This window comes from Streptomyces sp. NBC_00727 (assembly GCF_045161745.1).
Lineage (GTDB): Bacteria > Actinomycetota > Actinomycetes > Streptomycetales > Streptomycetaceae > Streptomyces.
In genome coordinates this window covers 949,670-972,593 of the sequence record NZ_CP108981.1, presented here as the reverse complement: position 1 = coordinate 972,593, position 22,924 = coordinate 949,670, and the positions used below count along the sequence as shown (strand labels likewise).

The 22,924-nt window shown below is 72.4% G+C and carries 21 protein-coding genes; 19 read left to right on the top strand and 2 right to left on the bottom strand.

Annotated elements, in window-relative coordinates; genetic code table 11:
* Nucleotides 1-90 precede the first annotated feature (90 nt).
* From OG242_RS04085 to nusB, 4 genes are all read left to right on the top strand, one after another.
* Nucleotides 91-945, top strand: a complete 855-nt coding sequence (locus OG242_RS04085) for a Pro-rich N-terminal domain-containing protein (protein WP_405896833.1) — start codon at nt 91-93, stop codon at nt 943-945.
* A gap of 88 nt (nt 946-1,033) precedes the next feature.
* Entirely contained in the window at nt 1,034-2,140 is a 1,107-nt protein-coding gene (locus OG242_RS04080) for an aminopeptidase P family protein (protein ID WP_405896832.1), read from the top strand.
* Nucleotides 2,141-2,190: 50 nt separating this feature from the next.
* Complete coding sequence (efp, locus tag OG242_RS04075; protein WP_405896831.1) at nt 2,191-2,757, top strand: elongation factor P; 567 nt, start codon at nt 2,191-2,193, stop codon at nt 2,755-2,757.
* Nucleotides 2,758-2,759: 2 nt separating this feature from the next.
* Nucleotides 2,760-3,191 carry a transcription antitermination factor NusB gene (nusB, locus tag OG242_RS04070; protein WP_360858462.1) on the top strand — a complete coding sequence of 144 codons (432 nt, stop codon included), beginning with the start codon at nt 2,760-2,762 and terminating at the stop codon, nt 3,189-3,191.
* 165 nt (nt 3,192-3,356) lie between these two features.
* On the opposite strand, the gene bldD is transcribed toward nusB, so the two are convergent.
* A complete protein-coding gene (gene bldD, locus OG242_RS04065) occupies nt 3,357-3,857 on the bottom strand; it encodes a transcriptional regulator BldD (RefSeq protein WP_018103903.1) in 501 nt (166 codons plus the stop codon).
* 221 nt (nt 3,858-4,078) lie between these two features.
* On the opposite strand from bldD, the gene pyrR reads away from it, so the two are divergent.
* The 14 genes from pyrR (at nt 4,079) to OG242_RS03995 (ending at nt 20,692) form a co-directional block, all read left to right on the top strand.
* Nucleotides 4,079-4,663, top strand: a complete 585-nt coding sequence (pyrR, locus tag OG242_RS04060) for a bifunctional pyr operon transcriptional regulator/uracil phosphoribosyltransferase PyrR (protein ID WP_405896830.1) — start codon at nt 4,079-4,081, stop codon at nt 4,661-4,663.
* Nucleotides 4,664-4,749: 86 nt separating this feature from the next.
* Nucleotides 4,750-5,742: an aspartate carbamoyltransferase catalytic subunit gene (locus OG242_RS04055; protein ID WP_405901501.1), complete on the top strand. Its 993-nt coding sequence runs from the start codon at nt 4,750-4,752 to the stop codon at nt 5,740-5,742.
* 2 nt (nt 5,743-5,744) lie between these two features.
* Nucleotides 5,745-7,031 carry a dihydroorotase gene (locus tag OG242_RS04050; RefSeq protein ID WP_164640921.1) on the top strand — a complete coding sequence of 429 codons (1,287 nt, stop codon included), beginning with the start codon at nt 5,745-5,747 and terminating at the stop codon, nt 7,029-7,031.
* Nucleotides 7,028-7,603, top strand: coding sequence for a hypothetical protein (locus OG242_RS04045; protein WP_405896829.1), 576 nt, complete (start codon nt 7,028-7,030; stop codon nt 7,601-7,603). Before OG242_RS04050 ends, OG242_RS04045 begins: the two co-directional genes overlap by 4 nt.
* Nucleotides 7,600-8,739, top strand: a complete 1,140-nt coding sequence (carA, locus tag OG242_RS04040; RefSeq protein ID WP_405896828.1) for a glutamine-hydrolyzing carbamoyl-phosphate synthase small subunit — start codon at nt 7,600-7,602, stop codon at nt 8,737-8,739. The genes OG242_RS04045 and carA overlap by 4 nt, the downstream gene beginning before the upstream one ends.
* On the top strand, nt 8,732-12,040 hold the full coding sequence (gene carB, locus OG242_RS04035) for a carbamoyl-phosphate synthase large subunit (RefSeq protein ID WP_405896827.1): 3,309 nt from the start codon (nt 8,732-8,734) through the stop codon (nt 12,038-12,040). The genes carA and carB overlap by 8 nt, the downstream gene beginning before the upstream one ends.
* Before the next feature lie 64 nt (nt 12,041-12,104).
* Complete coding sequence (locus OG242_RS04030; RefSeq protein ID WP_405901500.1) at nt 12,105-13,214, top strand: quinone-dependent dihydroorotate dehydrogenase; 1,110 nt, start codon at nt 12,105-12,107, stop codon at nt 13,212-13,214.
* Nucleotides 13,211-14,050, top strand: coding sequence for an orotidine-5'-phosphate decarboxylase (gene pyrF, locus OG242_RS04025; protein ID WP_405896826.1), 840 nt, complete (start codon nt 13,211-13,213; stop codon nt 14,048-14,050). Before OG242_RS04030 ends, pyrF begins: the two co-directional genes overlap by 4 nt.
* Nucleotides 14,051-14,295: 245 nt before the next feature.
* Nucleotides 14,296-14,619, top strand: a complete 324-nt coding sequence (locus tag OG242_RS04020) for an integration host factor (protein ID WP_018524251.1) — start codon at nt 14,296-14,298, stop codon at nt 14,617-14,619.
* A gap of 38 nt (nt 14,620-14,657) precedes the next feature.
* Nucleotides 14,658-15,275 carry a guanylate kinase gene (gene gmk, locus OG242_RS04015; protein WP_405896825.1) on the top strand — a complete coding sequence of 206 codons (618 nt, stop codon included), beginning with the start codon at nt 14,658-14,660 and terminating at the stop codon, nt 15,273-15,275.
* Nucleotides 15,276-15,357: 82 nt separating this feature from the next.
* The gene (gene rpoZ, locus OG242_RS04010) at nt 15,358-15,630 is read left to right on the top strand and encodes a DNA-directed RNA polymerase subunit omega (protein ID WP_003970369.1); all 273 of its coding nucleotides are present in this window, start codon (nt 15,358-15,360) and stop codon (nt 15,628-15,630) included.
* Between the two features lie 147 nt (nt 15,631-15,777).
* Nucleotides 15,778-16,980: a bifunctional phosphopantothenoylcysteine decarboxylase/phosphopantothenate--cysteine ligase CoaBC gene (coaBC, locus tag OG242_RS04005; RefSeq protein ID WP_405896824.1), complete on the top strand. Its 1,203-nt coding sequence runs from the start codon at nt 15,778-15,780 to the stop codon at nt 16,978-16,980.
* Nucleotides 16,981-17,221: 241 nt separating this feature from the next.
* A complete protein-coding gene (gene metK, locus OG242_RS04000; protein ID WP_164640913.1) occupies nt 17,222-18,430 on the top strand; it encodes a methionine adenosyltransferase in 1,209 nt (402 codons plus the stop codon).
* A 129-nt stretch (nt 18,431-18,559) separates the two neighbouring features.
* Entirely contained in the window at nt 18,560-20,692 is a 2,133-nt protein-coding gene (locus OG242_RS03995) for a primosomal protein N' (protein ID WP_405896823.1), read from the top strand.
* Between the two features lie 524 nt (nt 20,693-21,216).
* Here OG242_RS03995 and OG242_RS03990 read toward each other — a convergent pair.
* Nucleotides 21,217-21,693, bottom strand: a complete 477-nt coding sequence (locus OG242_RS03990; RefSeq protein ID WP_405896822.1) for a hypothetical protein — start codon at nt 21,691-21,693, stop codon at nt 21,217-21,219.
* 243 nt (nt 21,694-21,936) lie between these two features.
* Here OG242_RS03990 and fmt point away from each other — a divergent pair, with 243 nt between their 5' ends.
* Nucleotides 21,937-22,869 (top strand): methionyl-tRNA formyltransferase, encoded by a 933-nt coding sequence (gene fmt, locus OG242_RS03985; RefSeq protein WP_405896821.1) that lies wholly within the window; start codon nt 21,937-21,939, stop codon nt 22,867-22,869.
* Nucleotides 22,870-22,924: the final 55 nt, after the last annotated feature.

The window sequence follows — 22,924 nt, the reverse complement described above, 5'->3', positions numbered from 1 at the left end:
CTTCCCGGCCGTTGTCCGTGTGGCGGCCGGGGAAGGTACGGTTGCCGTTGCACCAGCGCCAGTTGCCTGTACGAGACGGAGTTGCACCGGATGCAGCACGCAGTGGGGGCCCCGCTGCCTCCGCCCCAGGGTCCCGGAAACGGCCCCGTAGGCTGGCCGCACCAGGCCCAGCACCCCGGCCCGCCGCCCCGGCCCCCGGCCGGCCCGCCCGCCGGGCATCCCGGACCGCCGCCCGCCGGCCCGCCCGCGCCGCAGGGCCAGGGCTGGAGCGGACCGGCGCCGCACCAGGCCCCGGCCCCGGTCTCCCGCGAGACCACCGGGCACATCCAGCTCCCGCCGGGCAGGCCCGTACCGCTGCCCGCCCCGCCCGCCGGACCCGGCACGGGCAACGCGACCCTCGCAGTGCTCCTGATCGGCCCGGCGGGCGCCGGCAAGACCACCGTGGCCCGGCTCTGGGCGGCCCGCCGCCGGGTGCCCACCGCCCACGTCAGCCTCGACGACGTCCGCGAGTGGGTCTGCTCCGGCTTCGCGGACCCGCAGGCCGGGTGGAACGACCAGTCGGAGGCCCAGTACCGCCTGGCCCGCCGCACCTGCGGCTTCGCCGCCCGCAACTTCCTGGCCAACGGGATCTCCTGCATCCTCGACGACGCCGTCTTCCCCGACCGGCCCGTCGTCGGCCTCGGCGGCTGGAAGCGCCACGTGGGCCCCGGGCTCCTGCCGGTCGTGCTGCTGCCCGGCCTGGAGATCGTCCTGGAGCGGAACGCCGAGCGCAGCGGCAACCGCCGCCTCTCCGACGAGGAGGTGGCCCGCATCCACGGCCGGATGGCCGGCTGGTACGGCTCCGGGCTGCCCATCATCGACAACTCGACGTACGACGTGGAGACCACCGCCCGGGTCCTGGACGACATACTCGCCCGCTCCCTGGCCAGCCCTCCCGCCTGGTGAGCCCGCGGAGCCCCCGCCCACGGCGGCCCGACCCCCGGTCGGGTGCGCTGACCGCGCGGGCCCGGCACCCCGCTCGTACGCTCGACGCATGTCAGAGGTGTACGCCGTCCGACGCGGGCTGCTCCGCGACCGGTGCGCCGCAGTCGGATCCGCGGCCGCCCTGGTCTCCCGTCCCGCCAACGTCCGCTACCTGGCCGGGGGAGCGCCCCCGGGTGCCGTGCTGCTGCTCGGCCCCGGCGAGGACGTCCTGCTCTGCCCCCGCCCGCCGACCGGCGACCCGGCCGACGGGCGCACCGACGAGCACCTGCGGGTGGACCTGCTGCCGGTGGCCGGCGGGGACCCGGTGGTCGCCGCGGCGGACCTCGCCGCCGGGGCCGGCGCGGAGTCACTGGCCGTAGAGGAGCACGACCTGACGGTCGCCCGGCACCGGGCGATGGCCTCGGTCGCCCCGAAGCTCCGGCTGGCCGATCTCGGCGCCACCGTCGAGCAGTTGCGCATCGTCAAGGACGAGGAGGAGATCGGCTGCCTGCGCATCGCGGCCGAGATCACCGACCAGGCGCTGGGCGAACTCCTCGAATCGATCCTCGTCGGCCGCACCGAACGGCATCTGGCACTGGAGCTGGAGCGCCGGCTGGTCGACCACGGCGCCGACGGCCCCGCCTTCGCGACCTCCGTGGCGACGGGCCCGAATTCCGGCCGGGGCCGCCACCGGCCCACCGACCGCCGGGTCGAGGAGGGAGATTTCCTCTCCGTCTGCCTGGGCGCGAACTACCACGGCTACCGCTGCGAGATCGGCCGGACCTTCGTCATCGGGACGGCGCCCGCCGACTGGCAGATCGAGCTGTACGAGTTGGTTTTCGCCGCTCAGAGGGCCGGCCGCGAGGCCCTGCTGCCCGGCGCCGAGTACCGTGACGTGGACCGTGCCGCCCGCCATCTCCTGGACTCCGCGGGCCACGGCGAGGGCCTCGCGCCCTTCACGGGCCACGGGGTGGGGCTCGAAATCGACGAGGACCCGCAGCTGGCACCCGCCGCCATGGGTAAACTGGACGCTTGTGTGCCGGTCACCGTCGAACCGGGGGTCCACCTCCCGGGCCGGGGCGGGGTCCGGATCGATGACACGCTCGTCGTGCGCCCCGAGGCGGACGGCGGACCCGAGCTACTCACCATTACGACCAAGGAGCTGCTCGCGCTCTAGCGCGCGTCCTCGGTCGTTCCACCAGCTTCAGTCCAGGAGATTCCGCAACCGTGGCTTCCACGAACGACCTCAAGAACGGCCTGGTGCTCAAGCTCGACGGGGGCCAGCTCTGGTCCGTCGTCGAGTTCCAGCACGTCAAGCCCGGCAAGGGCCCGGCCTTCGTGCGCACCAAGCTCAAGAACGTGCTGTCCGGCAAGGTTGTCGACAAGACGTTCAACGCCGGCGTGAAGGTCGAGACGGCCACCGTCGACCGGCGCGACATGCAGTTCTCGTACATGGACGGCGAGTACTTCGTCTTCATGGACATGGACACGTACGACCAGCTCATGGTCGACCGCAAGGCCGTCGGTGACGCCGCCAACTTCCTGATCGAGGGCTTCACCGCCTCCGTCGCCCAGCACGAGGGCGAGGTGCTCTACGTCGAGCTGCCGGCCGCCGTCGAGCTGACCATCCAGCACACGGACCCGGGCGTCCAGGGCGACCGCTCTACCGGCGGCACCAAGCCCGCCACCCTGGAGACCGGCTACGAGATCGGCGTCCCGCTCTTCATCAGCACGGGCGAGAAGATCAAGGTCGACACCCGCTCAGGCGACTACCTCGGCCGGGTGAACAGCTAACCGTGGCTGCCCGGAACACGGCCCGCAAGCGCGCCTTCCAGATCCTCTTCGAGGCCGACCAGCGCGGCGAGTCCGTGCTGACGGTCCTCGCGGACTGGGTGCGGCACTCGCGGTCCGACACCCGTCAGCCGCCGGTCACCGAGTACACGATGGAGCTCGTCGAGGGGTACGCGCAGTACGCGGACCGGATCGACGACCTCATCGTCACCTACGCCGTGGACTGGGAGATCGACCGCATGCCGGTCGTCGACCGGAACATCCTGCGGCTCGGTGCGTACGAGCTGATCTGGGTGGACGCGACCCCGGACGCGGTGGTGATCGACGAGGCGGTGCAGATCGCCAAGGAGTTCTCCACCGACGACTCCCCGTCCTTCGTGAACGGCCTGCTGGCCCGCTTCAAGGACCTCAAGCCGAACCTCCGCCGGGAGCAGTGAGCCCGGCGGCGTTCCGCCGACGAAGGGCCCATGGCTGAAGCCGTGGGCCCTTCGGCATGTCCGGCCCCGGCCGCGCTCCCGCAGGGCGTACGAGAAAGCCGGGCCCGGCAGGGCACCCGTGAGGGGCCCCGCCGAACCCGGCGGCACGTTTCTTCGAGGGGCTGCTCAGCCCTCGTCGTGGGCGACGGCACGGCGTGCGTCCGCGTCCAGCACGCCCCAGCTGATCAGCTGCTCCGTCAGCACGGACGGCGACTGGTCGTAGATCACGGCCAGCGTGCGCAGGTCGTCCTGGCGGATCGACAGCACCTTGCCGTTGTAGTCGCCGCGCTGGCTCTGGATCGTCGCCGCGTAACGCTGGAGGGGGCCGGCCTTCTCCGGCGGCACGTGCGCCAGGCGCTCCAGCTGGAGGACGAGCTTCGGCGGCGGCTCGGCGGCACCGCCGGGCGTCGTGCCCGGCAGCAGCTCCTGGACGGGAACGCCGTAGAAGTCCGCCAGCTCGGCAAGGCGCTGCACGGTCACGGCACGGTCGCCGCGCTCGTACGAACCGACCACGACGGCCTTCCAGCGGCCCTGGGACTTCTCCTCCACGCCGTGGAGGGAGAGGCCCTGCTGGGTGCGGATGGCACGGAGCTTGGCCCCGAGCTGTTTTGCGTATTCGCTGGACATAAGGCTCCCCGGACGCTGGAACGTTCGCGGCTGGGCCGCGTGGCTGGTAACTCACTGTGAGGTTACGCAGCGTTACTTGGCCGCGTCAAGCTGAGATGGTCCGTACCGGCTCTCCCCGGGGGCGGGGCAGAGGTCCGGTGCAGGCCCTGGTAACGTGGAGGACGCAAATTCGACGTCCTTTAAGGTCCGTCCCGTGAGGCGGAGAAGGAGGTCCGTTTCTTATGGACGCACAGTACGACGCCACCGGCAACGCGGCACGCCCCGTTCTGGAGGCTCCCGACATCGCCCGGGTTCTCACCCGTATCGCCCACGAGATCGTCGAACGCGCCAAGGGCGCCGACGACGTGGTGCTCCTCGGCATCCCGACCCGCGGGGTCTTCCTCGCCCGCCGGCTCGCCGCCAAGCTCGAAGAGATCACCGGCTCCACGATGCCGGTCGGCTCCCTCGACATCACCATGTACCGCGACGACCTCAGGCTGCGCCCCGCGCGCGCCCTGGCACGCACCGAGATCCCCGGCGAGGGCATCGAGGGCCGCCTGGTCGTCCTGGTCGACGACGTCCTCTTCTCCGGCCGCACGATCCGCGCCGCCCTCGACGCGCTCGGCGACATCGGCCGGCCCCGCGCGGTACAGCTCGCGGTCCTCGTCGACCGCGGCCACCGCGAACTGCCGATCCGCGCCGACTACGTCGGCAAGAACCTCCCCACGTCGCTGCGGGAGACGGTCAAGGTCCAGCTCGCCGAGGAGGACGGCCGCGACGCCGTGCTGCTCGGGGTCGAGCAGGCCGCCCCCGCGGTCGAGCGCTAGCTCTCTGTCCGTACGGCCCGCCCGCCGTGCGGCGGCTTCCGCGCGCCCGCATGCCTGAAACCTCCAGCCACCCGGAGAACACCCAGATGAAGCGTCACCTCATCTCGGCCGCCGACCTCACCCGCGACGACGCCGTCCTGATCCTCGACACCGCCGAGGAGATGGCCCGGGTCGCGGACCGGCCGATCAAGAAGCTCCCGACCCTGCGCGGCCGTACCGTCGTCAACCTCTTCTTCGAGGACTCGACGCGTACCCGCATCTCCTTCGAGGCGGCCGCCAAGCGGCTGTCCGCGGACGTCATCAACTTCTCCGCGAAGGGCTCCTCCGTCTCCAAGGGCGAGTCGCTCAAGGACACCGCCCTGACCCTGGAGGCGATGGGCGCCGACGCCGTCGTCATCCGCCATGGCGCCTCCGGAGCCCCGTACCGGCTGGCCACCTCCGGCTGGATCGACGGCGCGGTCGTCAACGCCGGAGACGGCACCCACGAGCACCCCACCCAGGCCCTCCTGGACGCCTTCACGATGCGCCGCCGGCTCGTCGGCGCCGACGCCGGACTCGGCAAGGACCTCGACGGCCGCAGGATCACCATCGTCGGCGACATCCTGCACAGCCGGGTCGCCCGCTCCAACGTCCACCTGCTGAACACGCTGGGCGCCCACGTCACCCTCGTCGCCCCGCCCACCCTGGTCCCGGTCGGCGTCGAGCAGTGGCCCTGCGACGTCAGCTACAGCCTCGACGACGTGCTGCACCGGTCCGACGCTGTGATGATGCTGCGTGTGCAGCGTGAGCGGATGAACGCCGCGTACTTCCCGACCGAGCGCGAGTACTCGCGCCGCTACGGCCTAAACGGCGAGCGCATGGCGAAGATGCCGGAGCACGCCGTCGTCATGCACCCCGGCCCCATGGTCCGCGGCATGGAGATCACCGCCGAGGTAGCCGACTCCGACCGCTGCACGGTCGTCGAGCAGGTCGCCAACGGCGTCTCCATCCGCATGGCCGTGCTCTACCTGCTGCTCGGCGGCTACGAGTCGGCTGCCCCCAGCACCCCTACCGCCGCCCGTACCGAGGAGACCAAGTAACCATGAGCAAGATCCTTATCCGCGGTGCGAAGGTACTCGGCGGCGACCCGCAGGACGTTCTCATCGACGGCGAGACCATCGCCGCCGTCGGCACCGGCCTCGACGCCGGCGACGCCACCGTGATCGAGGCCGCCGGCCAGGTCCTGCTGCCCGGCCTCGTCGACCTCCACACCCACCTGCGCGAGCCCGGCCGCGAGGACTCCGAGACCGTCCTGACCGGCACCAAGGCCGCTGCGGCCGGCGGATTCACCGCCGTGCACGCCATGGCCAACACCTTCCCGGTCGCCGACACCGCCGGCGTCGTCGAGCAGGTCTGGCGGCTCGGCAAGGAGTCCGGCTACTGCGACGTGCAGCCGGTCGGCGCCGTCACCGTCGGCCTGGAGGGCAAGCAGCTCGCCGAGCTCGGCGCCATGCACGACTCCGCCGCCGGGGTGAAGGTCTTCTCCGACGACGGCAAGTGCGTCGACGACGCGGTCATCATGCGCCGCGCCCTGGAGTACGTGAAGGCGTTCGACGGCGTCGTCGCCCAGCACGCCCAGGAGCCCCGCCTCACCGAGGGCGCCCAGATGAACGAGGGCGTCGTCTCGGCCGAGCTGGGCCTCGGCGGCTGGCCCGCCGTCGCCGAGGAGTCGATCATCGCGCGCGACGTGCTGCTCGCCGCCCACGTCGGCTCCCGGGTGCACATCTGCCACCTGTCGACCGCCGGCTCCGTGGAGATCGTGCGCTGGGCCAAGTCCAAGGGCTGGAACGTCACCGCCGAGGTCACCCCGCACCACCTGCTCCTCACCGACGAGCTCGTCCGGTCCTACAACCCCGTCTACAAGGTGAACCCGCCGCTGCGCACCGAGGCCGACGTCATGGCCCTGCGCGAGGCCCTCGCCGACGGCACCATCGACTGCGTCGCCACGGACCACGCCCCGCACCCGCACGAGGACAAGGACTGCGAGTGGGCCGCGGCCGCCATGGGCATGGTGGGCCTGGAGACCGCGCTCTCCGTCGTCCAGCAGACGATGGTCGAGACCGGGCTGCTCGACTGGGCAGGCGTCGCCGACCGCATGTCGGCGCGCCCCGCGGCCATCGGACGGCTCGAAGGACACGGCCGCCCCGTCTCGGCGGGTGAGCCTGCCAACCTCACCCTGGTCGATCCGGCATACCGTGGAGAGGTGGACCCCGCGGGCTTCGCCTCCCGCAGCCGCAACACCCCGTACGAGGGGCGCGAGCTGCCGGGCCGAGTGACCCACACCTTCCTGCGGGGCCGTGCCACGGTCGTCGACGGGAAGCTCGCGTGACAACACAGACCCTTTACCAACTGGCCGCCGAGCAGAAGTCGGCGGAAGTGACCGACTGGTCCGCCCGGATCAGCTGGGTGATCGGACTCGTCGTCCTCGTCGTGTTCGTCTACTGGCTGATGCGCCAGGGATGGAAGTGGCGCGGGAACCTCCAGTCGGACCTGCCCGCCCCCGCCACCGTCCCGGACGGCTACGCGGACGGCGAGAAGCTGCTCACCCTCTCCGGCCGCTACCACGCGTCGACCACGGCCGGGCAGTGGCTCGACCGGATCGTCGCCCACGGCCTCGGCACCCGCAGCCGCGTCGAGCTCACCCTCACCGCGGACGGCCTCGACGTCGTACGGCCCGGCGCGGCGGACTTCTTCGTGCCCGCCGCCGACCTGCGCGGCGCCCGCACCGAAAGGGCACTGGCGGGCAAGGTCCTGCCCGAGGGCGGCCTCCTCGTCATCACCTGGGCGCTCGGCGACCAGCTGATCGACTCCGGGTTCCGCTCGGACCACTCGGCCGAACACCCCGCCTGGGTCGACGCCGTCAACCACCTCACCAGCACTACGGAAGGCATCGCACGATGACGACCTCCACCCGGGGAGCCCAGGCTCCCGCCGTACTCGTCCTGGAGGACGGCCGCATCTTCCGCGGCCGCGCCTACGGGGCTGTGGGGGAGACCTTCGGCGAGGCGGTCTTCTCCACCGGCATGACCGGCTACCAGGAGACGCTGACCGACCCCTCGTACCACCGCCAGGTCGTCGTGATGACCGCCCCGCACGTCGGCAACACCGGCGTCAACGACGAGGACCCCGAGTCCAAGCGGATCTGGGTCTCCGGCTACGTCGTCCGCGACCCCGCCCGCACCCCCTCCAACTGGCGCTCCCGCCGCACCCTCGACGAGGAGCTGGCCGGCCAGGGCGTCGTCGGCATCAGCGGCGTCGACACCCGAGCCCTCACCCGCCACCTGCGCGAGCGCGGCGCCATGCGCGTCGGCATCTTCTCCGGCGACGCCGTCACCGACGAGGCCGCGATGCTGGCCCGCGTCCAGGAGGCGCCCGAGATGAAGGGCGCCGACCTGTCCGCGGAGGTCGCCACCAAGGAGGCGTACGTCGTCCCCGCGATCGGCACCAAGAGGTTCACGGTCGCCGCGGTCGACCTCGGCATCAAGGGCATGACCCCGCACCGGATGGCCGAGCGCGGCATCGAGGTGCACGTGCTGCCCGCCACCGCCACGCTGGAGGAGATCTACGCGGTCGCCCCCGACGGCGTCTTCTTCTCCAACGGCCCCGGCGACCCCTCCACCGCTGACCACCCGGTCGCCCTGATGCAGGGCGTCCTGGAGCGCGGGACCCCGCTCTTCGGTATCTGCTTCGGCAACCAGATCCTGGGCCGCGCGCTCGGCTTCGGCACGTACAAGCTGAAGTACGGCCACCGCGGCATCAACCAGCCCGTGCAGGACCGCTCGACCGGCAAGGTCGAGGTCACCGCGCACAACCACGGCTTCGCCGTCGACGCCCCCCTCGACAAGGTCTCCGACACCGCCTACGGCCGCGCAGAGGTCTCCCACGTGTGCCTGAACGACCAGGTCGTCGAGGGCCTCCAGCTGCTCGACCGGCCGGCCTTCAGCGTCCAGTACCACCCCGAGGCGGCCGCCGGCCCGCACGACGCCGCGTACCTCTTCGACCGCTTCGTTTCCCTGATGGAGGGCCAGCGTGCCTAAGCGCTCCGATATCCAGTCCGTCCTGGTCATCGGCTCCGGCCCGATCGTCATCGGGCAGGCCGCCGAGTTCGACTACTCCGGCACCCAGGCGTGCCGCGTGCTCAAGGCCGAGGGCCTGCGCGTCATCCTGGTGAACTCCAACCCGGCGACGATCATGACCGACCCGGAGATCGCCGACGCCACGTACGTCGAGCCGATCACCCCCGAGTTCGTCGAGAAGATCATCGCCAAGGAGCGCCCCGACGCGCTGCTGCCCACCCTGGGCGGCCAGACCGCGCTGAACACCGCGATCTCCATGCACGAGAACGGTGTGCTGGAGAAGTACGGCGTCGAGCTCATCGGTGCCAACGTCGAGGCCATCAACAAGGGCGAGGACCGCGACCTCTTCAAGGGCGTCGTCGAGGCCGTCAAGCAGAAGATCGGCTACGGAGAGTCCGCCCGCTCGGTCATCTGCCACTCCATGGACGACGTCCTCGCCGGCGTCGACACCCTCGGCGGCTACCCCGTCGTCGTCCGCCCCTCCTTCACCATGGGCGGCGCCGGCTCCGGCTTCGCCCACGACGAGGAGGAGCTGCGCCGCATCGCCGGCCAGGGCCTCACGCTCTCCCCGACCACCGAGGTGCTCCTGGAGGAGTCCATCCTCGGCTGGAAGGAGTACGAGCTGGAGCTGATGCGCGACCGCAACGACAACGTCGTGGTCGTCTGCTCCATCGAGAACTTCGACCCGATGGGCGTCCACACCGGCGACTCCATCACCGTCGCCCCGGCGATGACCCTCACCGACCGCGAGTACCAGCGGCTGCGCGACATCGGCATCGCGATCATCCGCGAGGTCGGCGTCGACACCGGCGGCTGCAACATCCAGTTCGCGATCGACCCGGCCGACGGCCGCGTCATCGTCATCGAGATGAACCCGCGCGTCTCCCGCTCCTCGGCGCTCGCCTCCAAGGCCACCGGCTTCCCGATCGCCAAGATCGCCGCCAAGCTGGCCGTCGGCTACACGCTCGACGAGATCCCCAACGACATCACCGAGAAGACCCCGGCCTCCTTCGAGCCGACCCTCGACTACGTCGTCGTGAAGGCCCCGCGCTTCGCCTTCGAGAAGTTCCCCTCCGCCGACTCCACCCTCACCACCACCATGAAGTCGGTGGGCGAGGCCATGGCCATCGGCCGGAACTTCACCGAGGCCCTGCAGAAGGCCCTGCGCTCCCTGGAGAAGAAGGGCTCGCAGTTCACCTTCACCGGCGACCCCGGCGACAAGGCCGGGCTGCTGGCCGAGGCGGTCCGCCCGACCGACGGCCGCATCAACGCCGTCATGCAGGCGATCCGGGCCGGCGCCACCCAGGAGGAGGTCTTCGACGCCACGAAGATCGACCCCTGGTTCGTCGACCAGCTCTTCCTGATCAAGGAGATCGCCGACGAACTGGCCGCCGCCGACAAGCTCGGCCCCGAGCTGCTGGCCGAGGCCAAGCGGCACGGCTTCTCGGACGTCCAGATCGCCGAGATCCGCGGCCTGCGCGAGGACGTCGTCCGCGAGGTGCGCCACGCGCTCGGCATCCGCCCGGTCTACAAGACGGTCGACACCTGCGCCGCCGAGTTCGCCGCGAAGACGCCGTACTTCTACTCCTCCTACGACGAGGAGAGCGAGGTCGCGTCCCGCACCAAGCCCGCGGTGATCATCCTGGGCTCCGGCCCCAACCGCATCGGCCAGGGCATCGAGTTCGACTACTCCTGCGTCCACGCCTCCTTCGCGCTCAGCGACGCCGGCTACGAGACCGTGATGGTCAACTGCAACCCGGAGACGGTCTCCACCGACTACGACACCTCCGACCGCCTGTACTTCGAGCCGCTGACGCTCGAGGACGTGCTGGAGATCGTGCACGCCGAGTCCCTCGCGGGCCCGATCGCCGGCGTCGTCGTCCAGCTCGGCGGCCAGACCCCGCTGGGCCTGTCGCAGGCGCTCAAGGACAACGGCGTGCCCGTCGTCGGCACCTCCCCGGAGGCGATCCACGCCGCCGAGGACCGCGGCGCCTTCGGCCGCGTCCTGGCCGAGGCCGGTCTGCCCGCCCCCAAGCACGGCACCGCCACCACCTTCGCCGAGGCCAAGGAGATCGCCGACGAGATCGGCTACCCCGTCCTCGTACGCCCGTCGTACGTGCTCGGCGGGCGCGGCATGGAGATCGTGTACGACGAGACCCGGCTCTCCTCGTACATCGCCGAGTCCACCGAGATCAGCCCCAACCGGCCGGTCCTGGTCGACCGCTTCCTCGACGACGCCATCGAGATCGACGTCGACGCCCTCTACGACGGCACCGAGCTCTACCTCGGCGGCGTCATGGAGCACATCGAGGAGGCCGGCATCCACTCCGGCGACTCCGCCTGCGCGCTGCCCCCGATCACCCTCGGCGGCCACGACGTCAAGCGGCTGCGCGCCTCCACGGAGGCCATCGCCAAGGGCGTCGGCGTCCGAGGGCTGATCAACATCCAGTTCGCGCTCTCCGGCGACATCCTCTACGTCCTGGAGGCCAACCCGCGCGCCTCGCGGACCGTGCCCTTCACCTCGAAGGCGACCGCGGTCCCGCTCGCCAAGGCCGCCGCCCGGATCTCGCTGGGCGCGACCGTCGCCGAGCTGCGCGAGGAGGGCCTGCTGCCCAGGACCGGCGACGGGGGCACGCTGCCGCTGGACGCGCCGATCTCCGTCAAGGAGGCCGTCATGCCGTGGTCGCGCTTCCGCGACATCCACGGCCGCGGCGTCGACACCATCCTCGGCCCGGAGATGCGCTCCACCGGCGAGGTCATGGGCATCGACTCGGTCTTCGGCACCGCGTACGCCAAGTCGCAGGCCGGCGCCTACGGACCGCTGCCCACCAAGGGCCGCGCCTTCATCTCGGTGGCCAACCGCGACAAGCGCTCGATGATCTTCCCGGCCCGCGAGCTGGTCGCCCACGGCTTCGAGCTGCTGGCCACCTCCGGCACCGCCGAGGTCCTCAAGCGCAACGGCATCAACGCCACGGTCGTGCGCAAGCAGTCCGAGGGCGAGGGCCCGAACGGCGAGCCGACCATCGTCCAGCTGATCCACGAGGGCGGTGTCGACCTCATCGTCAACACCCCGTACGGGACCGGCGGCCGGCTCGACGGCTACGAGATCCGCACCGCGGCCGTCGCCCGCTCCGTGCCCTGCCTGACCACGGTCCAGGCGCTCGCCGCGGCCGTCCAGGGCATCGACGCCCTCAACAACGGAGATGTCGGCGTCCGTTCCCTCCAGGAACACGCCGAACACTTGACCGCGGCCCGCGACTAGGAAGCCCACAAGGGGGACACCGGAAACGGTGTCCCCCTCTTCATGAGGACACCGTGACACCGTGATGTACAAGTTCTTCTTCCAGCTGGTCTTCAAGCGCATGGACCCCGAGCGCGCCCACCACCTGGCCTTCCGCTGGATCCGCCTGGCCGCACGCGTCCCCGTGCTGCGCACCTTCGTGGCCGCCGCCCTCGCCCCCCGCCACAAGGAGCTGCGCACCGAGGCCCTGGGGCTGCGGATGCACGGCCCCTTCGGTCTCGCCGCCGGCTTCGACAAGAACGCGGTCGCGATCGACGGCATGGCGATGCTCGGCTTCGACCACGTCGAGATCGGCACCGTGACCGGCGAGGCGCAGCCCGGCAACCCGAAGAAGCGGCTCTTCCGCCTGGTGGCGGACCGCGCGCTGATCAACCGCATGGGCTTCAACAACGAGGGCTCGGCCGCCGTCGCCGCCCGGCTGGCCGCCCGCAACCCGGTCTTCCGCACCACCGTCGGCGTCAACATCGGCAAGACCAAGGTGGTCGCCGAGGCCGACGCCGCCGCCGACTACGTGAAGTCCACCGAGCGCCTCGCCGCCCACGCGGACTACCTCGTCGTCAACGTCTCCTCGCCCAACACCCCCGGCCTGCGCAACCTCCAGGCCACCGAGTCGCTGCGCCCGCTGCTCACCGCCGTGCGCGAGGCGGCCGACCGGACCGTCACCCACCGCCGCGTCCCGCTGCTCGTCAAGATCGCCCCGGACCTCGCGGACGAGGACGTCGACGCGGTCGCCGACCTCGCCGTCGAACTGGGCCTGGACGGCATCATCGCCACCAACACCACCATCGCCCGCGAAGGCCTGGGCCTGAAGTCCCCGGCGGCCCTGGTGAAGGAGACCGGCGGCCTGTCCGGCGCCCCCCTCAAGGAACGCTCGCTGGAGGTCCTGGGCCGCCTGTACGGGCGCGTGGGGGACCGGATCACCCTGGTGGGCGTCGGCGGCATCGAGAACGCCGAGGACGCCTGGCAGCGCATCCTGGCCGGCGCCACCCTCGTCCAGGGCTACAGCGCCTTCATCTACGAGGGCCCGTTCTACGCCCGCGCGATCCACAAGGGCCTGGCCGCACGCCTGGCCGCCTCCCCGTACGCCACCCTCGCCGACGCCGTCGGCGCGGAATCCCGGAAGGAAACGGAATGACCCTGGAACCCTTCGGCGCCCGGCTGCGCCACGCCATGGACACCCGAGGCCCGCTCTGCGTCGGCATCGACCCGCACGCCTCCCTGCTCAGCGCTTGGGGACTCCCCGACGACGTGGCGGGCCTGGAGCGGTTCACCCGTACGGTCGTCGAGGCGCTGGCCGACCGGGTCGCCGTGCTCAAGCCGCAGTCCGCGTTCTTCGAGCGGTTCGGCTCGCGCGGCGTCGCCGTGCTGGAGAAGGCCGTCGAGGAGGCCCGCGCGGCCGGTGCCCTGGTCCTGATGGACGCCAAGCGCGGCGACATCGGCTCCACCATGGGTGCCTACGCGGCGACCTACCTGGACAAGGACTCGCCGCTGTTCTCGGACGCGGTCACGGTCTCGCCGTACCTCGGCTTCGGCTCGCTGCGGCCCGCGCTCGACGCGGCGGCGGTCTCCGGCGCCGGCGTCTTCGTCCTCGCACTGACCTCCAACCCGGAGGGCGCCGAGGTGCAGCGCGCCACCGCCGCGGACGGCCGTTCGCTGGCGCAGCTGATGCTCGACCACATGGCCGCCGAGAACGCGGGCGCCGAACCGCTCGGCTCGGTCGGCGCGGTGGTCGGGGCGACGCTCGGCGACGCGGGCGTGGACCTGGCGGTCAACGGCCCGCTGCTCGCCCCGGGCATCGGTGCGCAGGGCGCGACGCCGGCGGATCTGCCGGGTGTCTTCGGCGACGCGGTCCGCAATGTGGTGCCCAGCGTCAGCCGGGGCGTGCTGCGCCACGGCCCGGACGTGGCGGGGCTGCGCGAGGTCGCGGAACGCTTCGCTGACGAGGTCCGCGCGGCCGTCTCGGACCGCTGACCCTGCCACGTAACCGTGTGTTGACGGAATCCTGAGAAAAAAACTCGGTGGTTATGCCCGAAAAGTCCTGGTCGGCAGAGGCTGACCAGGACTTTTCGTCTGTTCTCGCTGACTCCGGCGGCCTTGGCCGCTAGTCTCCGTCGAGGGCCGACGAGCACAGGTTGTTCGCGGCTCACCAGGTGAGCGGCGATCCCGCTGCCTCACCGGTCCGTATCCGACAGATCGACATCCGAGGTGACGTAGGCGTGGCTCTTCCGCCCCTTACCCCTGAACAGCGCGCAGCCGCGCTCGAAAAGGCCGCCGCGGCTCGCCGGGAGCGGGCCGAGGTCAAGAATCGACTCAAGCACTCCGGTGCCTCCCTCCATGAGGTCATCAAGTCGGGCCAGGAGAACGACGTCATCGGCAAGATGAAGGTCTCCGCCCTGCTGGAGTCCCTGCCCGGTGTGGGCAAGGTCCGTGCCAAGCAGATCATGGAGCGGCTCGGCATCTCCGAGAGCCGCCGCGTGCGGGGACTTGGCTCCAACCAGATCGCATCCCTGGAGCGTGAGTTCGGCGGCAGCGCCGCCTGACGTTCTCAGGCACCCCTGAGAAGCTGGATAATCGCTTCATGGCTGCAACATCCCGGGGGACGTCCCCCGTACCCCCGGACGTACGTCCGCGGCTGACCGTGCTCTCCGGCCCCTCGGGGGTCGGCAAGAGCACGGTCGTCGCGCATATGCGCAAGGTCCACCCCGAGGTGTGGCTCTCGGTGTCGGCGACGACCCGCAAGCCCCGCCCCGGCGAACGCAACGGCGTCCACTACTTCTTCGTGGACGACGGGGAGTTCGACAAGCTCATCGCCAACGGCGAGCTGCTGGAGTGGGCCGAGTTCGCCGGCAACCGCTACGGCACCCCGCGCCGCGCCGTGCAGGAGCGGCTGGAGGCGGGGGAGCCGGTGCTCCTGGAGATCGACCTCCAGGGCGCCCGGCTGGTCCGCAAGTCCATGGCCGACGCCCGGCTGGTCTTCCTCGCCCCGCCGAGCTGGGAGGAGCTGGTGCGCCGGCTCACCGGCCGGGGGACCGAGGCGCCCGAGGTGATCGAACGGCGGCTCGGCGCCGCCAAGATCGAGCTGGCCGCCGAATCGGAGTTCGATACGACGCTCGTCAACACCTCCGTCGAGGATGTGGCACGTGAGCTGCTAGCCTTGATGCTGGAGGCTTCCGGCCACCGTGCCGGCGGCGAGTGACCACCGGCGGCGGGGGCCGCGGCAACAAAGCCCCTGACTGTCAAAGATTTCTTTGATCTTCATCCCCTTCGGAAGGCAGAGCGTGTCCTCTTCCATCACCACGCCCGAGGGCATCATCAACCCGCCGATTGATGAGCTCCTCGAAGCAACCGACTCGAAGTACAGCCTCGTGATCTACGCCGCCAAGCGCGCGCGCCAGATCAACGCGTACTACTCGCAGCTCGGTGAGGGCCTCCTCGAGTACGTCGGTCCGCTCGTCGACACCCACGTGCACGAGAAGCCGCTCTCGATCGCGCTCCGCGAGATCAACGCGGGCCTGCTGACGTCCGAGGCCATCGAGGGCCCCGCGCAGTAAGCAGCGACGACGCACCTTCACCCCGGGCCCGGCGGACATCCGCCGGGCCCGGGGTGTGTCTCCGGGCCGACCGTCCGGCGCGCGTACCCGTGAGGCAGCATGGAGGCGTACGTACGCAGGGTGCGTAACCGAGTGCGGGGAGACGCAGTGGACAAGCCGAAGGTCGTTCTGGGGGTCAGCGGCGGCATCGCCGCGTACAAGGCGTGCGAGCTGCTGCGCCGGCTGACCGAGTCCGGCCACGACGTACGGGTCGTCCCCACCGAGTCCGCCCTGAACTTCGTCGGCGCGGCCACCTGGTCGGCGCTCTCCGGCCACCCCGTCTCCACCGAGGTCTGGAACGACGTCCACGAGGTGCCCCACGTACGGATCGGGCAGCACGCCGACCTCGTCGTCGTCGCCCCGGCCACCGCCGACATGCTGGCCAAGGCCGCCCACGGACTCGCCGACGACCTGCTCACCAACACCCTGCTCACCGCCCGCTGCCCGGTCGTCTTCGCCCCGGCGATGCACACTGAGATGTGGGAGCACCCCGCCACCCAGGAGAACGTCGCGACCCTGCGCCGCCGCGGCGCCGTCGTCATCGAGCCAGCCGTCGGCCGCCTCACCGGCGTCGACACCGGCAAGGGCCGGCTCCCCGACCCGGGCGAGATCTTCGAGGTCTGCCGCCGGGTACTCGCCCGCGGCACGGCCGCCCCCGACCTGGCGGGCCGTCACGTGGTGATCAGCGCCGGCGGTACGAGGGAGCCCCTCGACCCCGTCCGCTACCTCGGCAACCGCTCCTCCGGCAAGCAGGGTTACGCGCTCGCCCGCACCGCCGTCGCCCGGGGCGCCCGGGTCACCCTCGTCGAGGCCAACACCGGACTGCCCGACCCGTCCGGCGCCGACGTCGTCCACACCGGCACCGCGATCCAGCTGCGCGAGGCCGTGCTGAAGGCGGCCCGGGACGCCGACGTCGTGGTCATGGCCGCCGCCGTCGCCGACTTCCGGCCCGCCCAGTACGTCACCGGCAAGATCAAGAAGAAGGACGGCCAGGAGCCCGCCCCCATCAGCCTCGTCCGCAACCCGGACATCCTCGCCGAGGTCGCCGCCGAGCGCGCCACGCCCGCGCAGATCGTCGTCGGCTTCGCCGCCGAGACCGACGACGTGCTCGCCAACGGCCGCGAGAAGCTGCGCCGCAAGGGCTGCGACCTGCTGGTGGTCAACGAGGTGGGGGAGCGCAAGACCTTCGGTTCCGAGGAGAACGAGGCCGTGGTGCTCGCCGCCGACGGGACCGAGACACCGGTGCCCCACGGGCCCAAGGAGGCGCTCGCCGACACGGTCTGGGACCTCGTTTCGGCCCGCCTCGGATGAATTTCCGGTGACACGCCGGGGCCGGCACGACCCGTGCGACACGGGCGCGGACCGTGCGGGCGGCGGGCTTCCGGGGCCTTCCGGCCCTGGTGGGACACGTCACAGCACGGCCAAAGGGCGAGACACGTTGTCCGGCGCCCCGGCCCGACCGATAAACTGCACTCCGGACCGTGCCCGGGCGCAGCTCCCGGACCGTCCGGCCAATGATCAGCCAGCAGCCGCTGCAACCCCAGGGAGCGATGTGTCCCGCCGTCTCTTCACCTCGGAGTCCGTGACCGAGGGCCACCCCGACAAGATCGCCGACCAGATCAGCGACACCATTCTCGACGCGCTCCTGCGCGAGGACCCGTCCTCCCGCGTCGCCGTCGAGACCCTGATCACCACCGGTCTCGTGCACGTCGCGGGTGAGGTCACGACCAAGGCCTACGCCGACATTCCGACGCTGGTCCGCAACAAGGTCCTGGAGATCGGCTACGACTCCTCCAAGAAGGGCTTCGACGGCGCCTCCTGCGGCGTCTCGGTGTCCATCGGCGCGCAGTCCCCGGACATCGCGCAGGGCGTCGACACCGCCTACGAGAAGCGCGTCGAGGGCGATGAGGACGAGCTCGACAAGCAGGGCGCCGGCGACCAGGGCCTGATGTTCGGCTACGCCTGCGACGAGACCCCCGAGCTCATGCCGCTGCCGATCTACCTCGCGCACCGGCTCTCCCGCCGTCTGTCCGAGGTCCGCAAGAACGGGACCATCCCGTACCTGCGCCCCGACGGCAAGACCCAGGTCACCATCGAGTACGACGGTGACAAGGCCGTCCGTCTCGACACCGTCGTCGTCTCCTCGCAGCACGCCAGCGACATCGACCTCGACTCGCTGCTCGCGCCCGACATCCGCGAGTTCGTCGTCGAGCACGTGCTGAACCAGCTCATCGAGGACGGCATCAAGCTCGACACCGAGGGCTACCGCCTCCTCGTCAACCCGACCGGCCGCTTCGAGATCGGCGGCCCGATGGGCGACGCCGGCCTGACCGGTCGCAAGATCATCATCGACACCTACGGCGGCATGGCCCGCCACGGCGGCGGTGCCTTCTCCGGCAAGGACCCGTCGAAGGTGGACCGCTCGGCCGCCTACGCGATGCGCTGGGTCGCCAAGAACGTCGTCGCCGCCGGCCTCGCGGCCCGCTGCGAGGTCCAGGTCGCGTACGCGATCGGCAAGGCCGAGCCGGTGGGCCTCTTCGTCGAGACCTTCGGCACCGCCGCGATCGAGACCGAGAAGATCGAGCACGCCATCGGCGAGGTCTTCGACCTCCGCCCGGCCGCGATCATCCGCGACCTCGACCTGCTGCGCCCGATCTACGCCCAGACCGCCGCGTACGGCCACTTCGGCCGCGAGCTGCCCGACTTCACGTGGGAGCGCACGGACCGGGTGGACGCGCTGCGCGCCGCCGCCGGTCTGTAGGGACGGCCCAGGCAGTTTCCCGCCGGAGCCCGGACGCCGTTACGGTGTCCGGGCTCCGGCGTTCCGATGCCCGGGGGTTGCGGGGGAGGACGGGCGCCGTTGTCCGAGGCGTCTGGTAGGGATGGAGCTGTGAGCAGCGAGAACGAGCGGTCCGACGAGCCCGGGCCCGGGGCGCCGGAACAGCTTGCGCTGATCCGGGAGACCGTGCGCCGGGCGGACGTGCCGCGCGCCAAACCGCGCACCTGGCGCGGGGCCGCCCTCGCCGAGGAGCTGCCCGTCGCCCGCGTCCTCGTCAACAAGGGCGCGCTCCACCTCGACCAGTACTTCGACTACGCCGTCCCCGAGGAGCTGGACGCCGACGCGCAGCCCGGGGTGCGGGTACGGGTCCGGTTCGGTGCCGGGGGCCGCAACGTGCGCGGCGGCCGGCGCGAGGGCGGCGGTCTCATCGACGGCTTCCTCATCGAGCGGCTGGCCGAGTCCGACTACAACGGGGCGCTCGCCGCGCTCGCCTCCGTCGTCTCCCCGGAGCCGGTCCTCGGCCCGGACCTCCTCGCCCTCGCCCGCGCCGTCGCCGACCGGTACGCGGGCAGCCTCGCGGACGTCCTTCAGCTCGCCGTCCCCCCGCGCAACGCGCAGGCCGAGTCCAAGCCGTCGCCCGCACCCCTGCCCGCCCCCGCGCGGCCCGTTACCGGCAGCTGGGAGCGGTACGAGCAGGGGCCCGCCTTCCTGTCCGCGCTGGCCACCGGGGGCGCTCCCAGGGCCGTGTGGACCGCGCTGCCCGGACCGCACTGGCCCGCCGAGATCGCCACGGCCGTCGCCGCGACCCTGTCCTCCGGGCGGGGCGCCCTCGTCGTCGTCCCCGACGGGCGGGCCGCCGCCCGGGTCGACGCCGCGCTCACCGCCCTGCTCGGCGAGGGGCGGCACGCGCTGCTCACCGCCGGCTCCGGGCCCGGCCGGCGCTACCGGGAATGGCTCGCCGTGCGGCGCGGGTCCGTCCGGGCGGTGGTGGGGACCAGGGCCGCGATGTTCGCGCCCGTCGCCGACCTCGGGCTCGTCGTCGTCTGGGACGACGGCGACTCCAGCCACAGCGACGACCGCGCCCCCTTCCCGCACGTCCGCGAGGTCCTGGAGCTGCGGGCCACGCACGGGCGGTGCGCCTTCCTGCTCGGCGCCCTCAGCTGCACCGTGGAGGCCGCCCAGCTCGTCGAGAGCGGCTGGGCGCTGCCCCTGCGCGCCGGCCGGGAGCAGCTGCGGGCCGCGGCGCCGGTCATCCGTACCGTGGGCGACGGCGAACTCGCGCGGGACGGGGCGGCGCGGGCCGCCCGGCTGCCCAGCCTCGCCTGGCAGACCGTCCGGGACGGGCTGCGCACCGGTCCGGTGCTGGTCCAGGTGCCCCGCCGGGGTTACGCCCCCCGGCTCGCCTGCGAGCGCTGCCGGGAGGCCGCCCGGTGCCGGCAGTGCGCGGGGCCGCTGGAGGCGCCCGACCAGCAGGACCTGAACTGCGCCTGGTGCGGGCGGGCCGAGACCTCCTGGCACTGCGTGGCCTGCGGCGGGCGGCGGCTGCGCGCCCAGATCGTCGGCGCCCGGCGCACGGCGGAGGAGCTGGGCCGGGCGTTCCCGGCCGTGCCGGTCCGGACCTCCGGGCGCGACCATGTCCTCGACTCGGTGCCGGACCAGCCCGCGCTCGTCGTCAGCACGCCTGGCGCCGAGCCGGTCGCCGAGGCCGGTTACGCGGCCGCGCTGCTGCTGGACGGCTGGGCGATGGTCGGCCGGCCCGACCTGCGCGCCGGTGAGGAGGCGCTGCGCCGCTGGACGGCCGCCGCCGCGCTGGTCCGGGGGCGGCCCGAGGGCGGCACGGTGGTCGTCGTCGCGGAGCCGACGCTGCGGCCGGTGCAGGCGCTGGTCCGCTGGGACCCCGTGGGGCACGCCCGGCGGGAGCTCGCGGAGCGGGCCGAGCTGGGCTTTCCGCCGGTGTCCCGGATGGCGTCGGTGACGGGGGCGCCGGAGGCGCTGGCGGCGTTCCTCGCCGGGGCCGAGTTGCCTTCGGACGCGGAGGTGCTGGGGCCGGTGCCGGTGCCGGCCGCGGAGCCCGGGCGGCCCCGGCGGGCGTTCGAGGCGCCGGTGGGGGAGGTCTGGGAGCGGGCGTTGGTGCGGGTGCCGCCGGGGAGCGGGGCGGCGTTGGCCGGGGCGTTGCGCGTGGCGCGCGTGGCGCGCGGCGGGGGTGGGGTGCGGGTGCGGGTGGATCCGGTGGACATCGGCTGAGGGCGTTGCCGGGTGCGGGTGCGGGTGCGGGCGCGTGCCGCTCGGCGTTTTGTCCTCAAGCGCCGGACGGGCTTGGTTGTGCGGGCGTGCGTTGGTGGGTGCGGGTGTGTGTCGGGCGGGGTCCTGTCCTCAAGCGCCGGACGGGCTGGATGGGCCGGACGGGCTTGGTTGTGCGGGCGTGCGTTGGTGGGTGCGGGTGTGTGTCGGGCGGGGGCTTGTCCTCAAGCGGCGGAGGGGCTGGATGGGCTGGGCGGGTTTGGTTGTGCGGGCGTGCGTTGGTGGGTGCGGGTGTGTGTCGGGCGGGGGCTTGTCCTCAAGCGGCGGAGGGGCTGGATGGGCTGGGCGGGTTTGGTTGTGCGGGCGTGCGTTTGTGGGGCGGGTGTGTGTCGGCGGGGGGCTTGTCCTCAAGCGGCGGAGGGGCTGGATGGGCTGGGTGGGCGCGGTTGGGTGGGGCGGCCGTGGCCGGGGCGTGAGTGCGCCGCCCCCCTCGCGGGCGCGACGGGGGCGGCCCACTCGCCTGTGGGTCAGCCGTTGCGCGGGCCCGGGAACGGGTTGGGGCGGTCCGCGGGGGGCTGCGGGGTGCGGGCGGCCGGGACGGTGGGGGCGCGTTGGGGGACGACCTCCGCGGCGTCGGCCGCCGTCGGCTGGGGGGTGGTCCGCCGGGCGCCGTAGCGGCGGTGGACGGCCTGTTTGGTGACCCCGAGCGCGGAGCCGACCGCGTCCCAGGAGAAGCCCAGCGAGCGGTCGAAGTCCACGGCCGCCGTGACCAGCGTCTCGACGCTGTCCCGCAGTTCCTGGGCCAGTCTGACCGTGGGGGCCGGGGCCCTCCCGTAGACGACGAAGCCCGCGGACGGGCCGGAGCGGCGCGGACGGTAGACGTTGCCCAGCTGTGCGGTGAGCGTGCGCAGTGCGTCCACCTGCCGCCGGACCCGCTCGATGTCCCGCACCAGGAGGTGCAGGCTGGCCCGCGCTTGGGCGTCGTGGGTTGCGTGGTCGGCCATGAAGAAGCCTCTCGAACCGGCGTTGAAAGGGATCGGGCCGCACCAGGGCGGCTCGCTTCGGTCAATCTCTCTTGACCAACGCCGCACCCGGGGATCTGGTCACGCTCAGGGGGCGTATGAGCACGTGCGAGGGGCGCGCAACTACGCGTACGCCCCCCGGGTCCCGGCCCCATAGACTTGTGCGTTGCTCGTCACCGTAACGTTTCGGCCTGAGAGTCCGGCCTGAGAGGCAGTCAGCCACCCATGAAGCTCGTCTTCGCCGGCACCCCCGAGGTAGCCGTTCCCGCCCTGGACGCCCTGATCGCCTCCGACCGCCACGAGGTGGCCGCCGTCGTGACGAGGCCCGACGCGCCCGCGGGGCGTGGCCGGCGGCTGGTGGCCAGCCCGGTCGCCCAGCGTGCCGAGGAGGCCGGGATCGAGGTGCTGAAGCCCGCCAGGCCCCGGGACGAGGACTTCCTCGCGCGGCTGCGGGAGATCGCGCCGGACTGCTGCCCGGTCGTCGCCTACGGCGCGCTGCTGCCCAAGGTGGCGCTCGACATCCCGGCCAGGGGCTGGGTCAACCTGCACTTCTCGCTGCTGCCCGCCTGGCGCGGCGCGGCCCCCGTGCAGCACGCGGTGATGGCCGGCGACGAGGTGACCGGCGCCTCCACCTTCCTCATCGAGGAGGGGCTCGACTCCGGGCCGGTCTACGGCGTCCTCACCGAGGAGGTCCGCGCGACCGACACCAGCGGCGACCTGCTGACCCGGCTGGCGTTCGCCGGTGCCGGGCTGCTCGCCGCGACCATGGACGGCATCGAGGACGGCGCCCTGCACGCCGTGGAGCAGCCCGCCGACGGGGTCACGCTCGCCCCCAAGATCACCGTCGAGGACGCCGAGGTCCAGTGGTCCGCGCCCGCCCTGCGCGTCGACCGCGTCGTCCGCGGCTGCACGCCCGCCCCCGGCGCCTGGACGCTGTTCCGGGGCGAGCGCCTGAAGCTGGTCCAGGCGACCCCCGCCGTGGACCGGTCCGAGCTCGCGCCCGGTGAGCTGTCGGTGGGCAAGAACAACGTGTTCGCCGGCACCGGGTCGCACGCGGTCGAGCTGCTCTGGGTGCAGCCGCAGGGCAAGAAGCCGATGCGCGCCGCGGACTGGGCGCGCGGGGTCCGTATCGCCCCCGGCGAGCTGCTCGGGAACTGAGGCCCGGGACGGGGACGTAGGCTGGGAGGGTTCGTCCTCTCACCTCCAGCGGAGC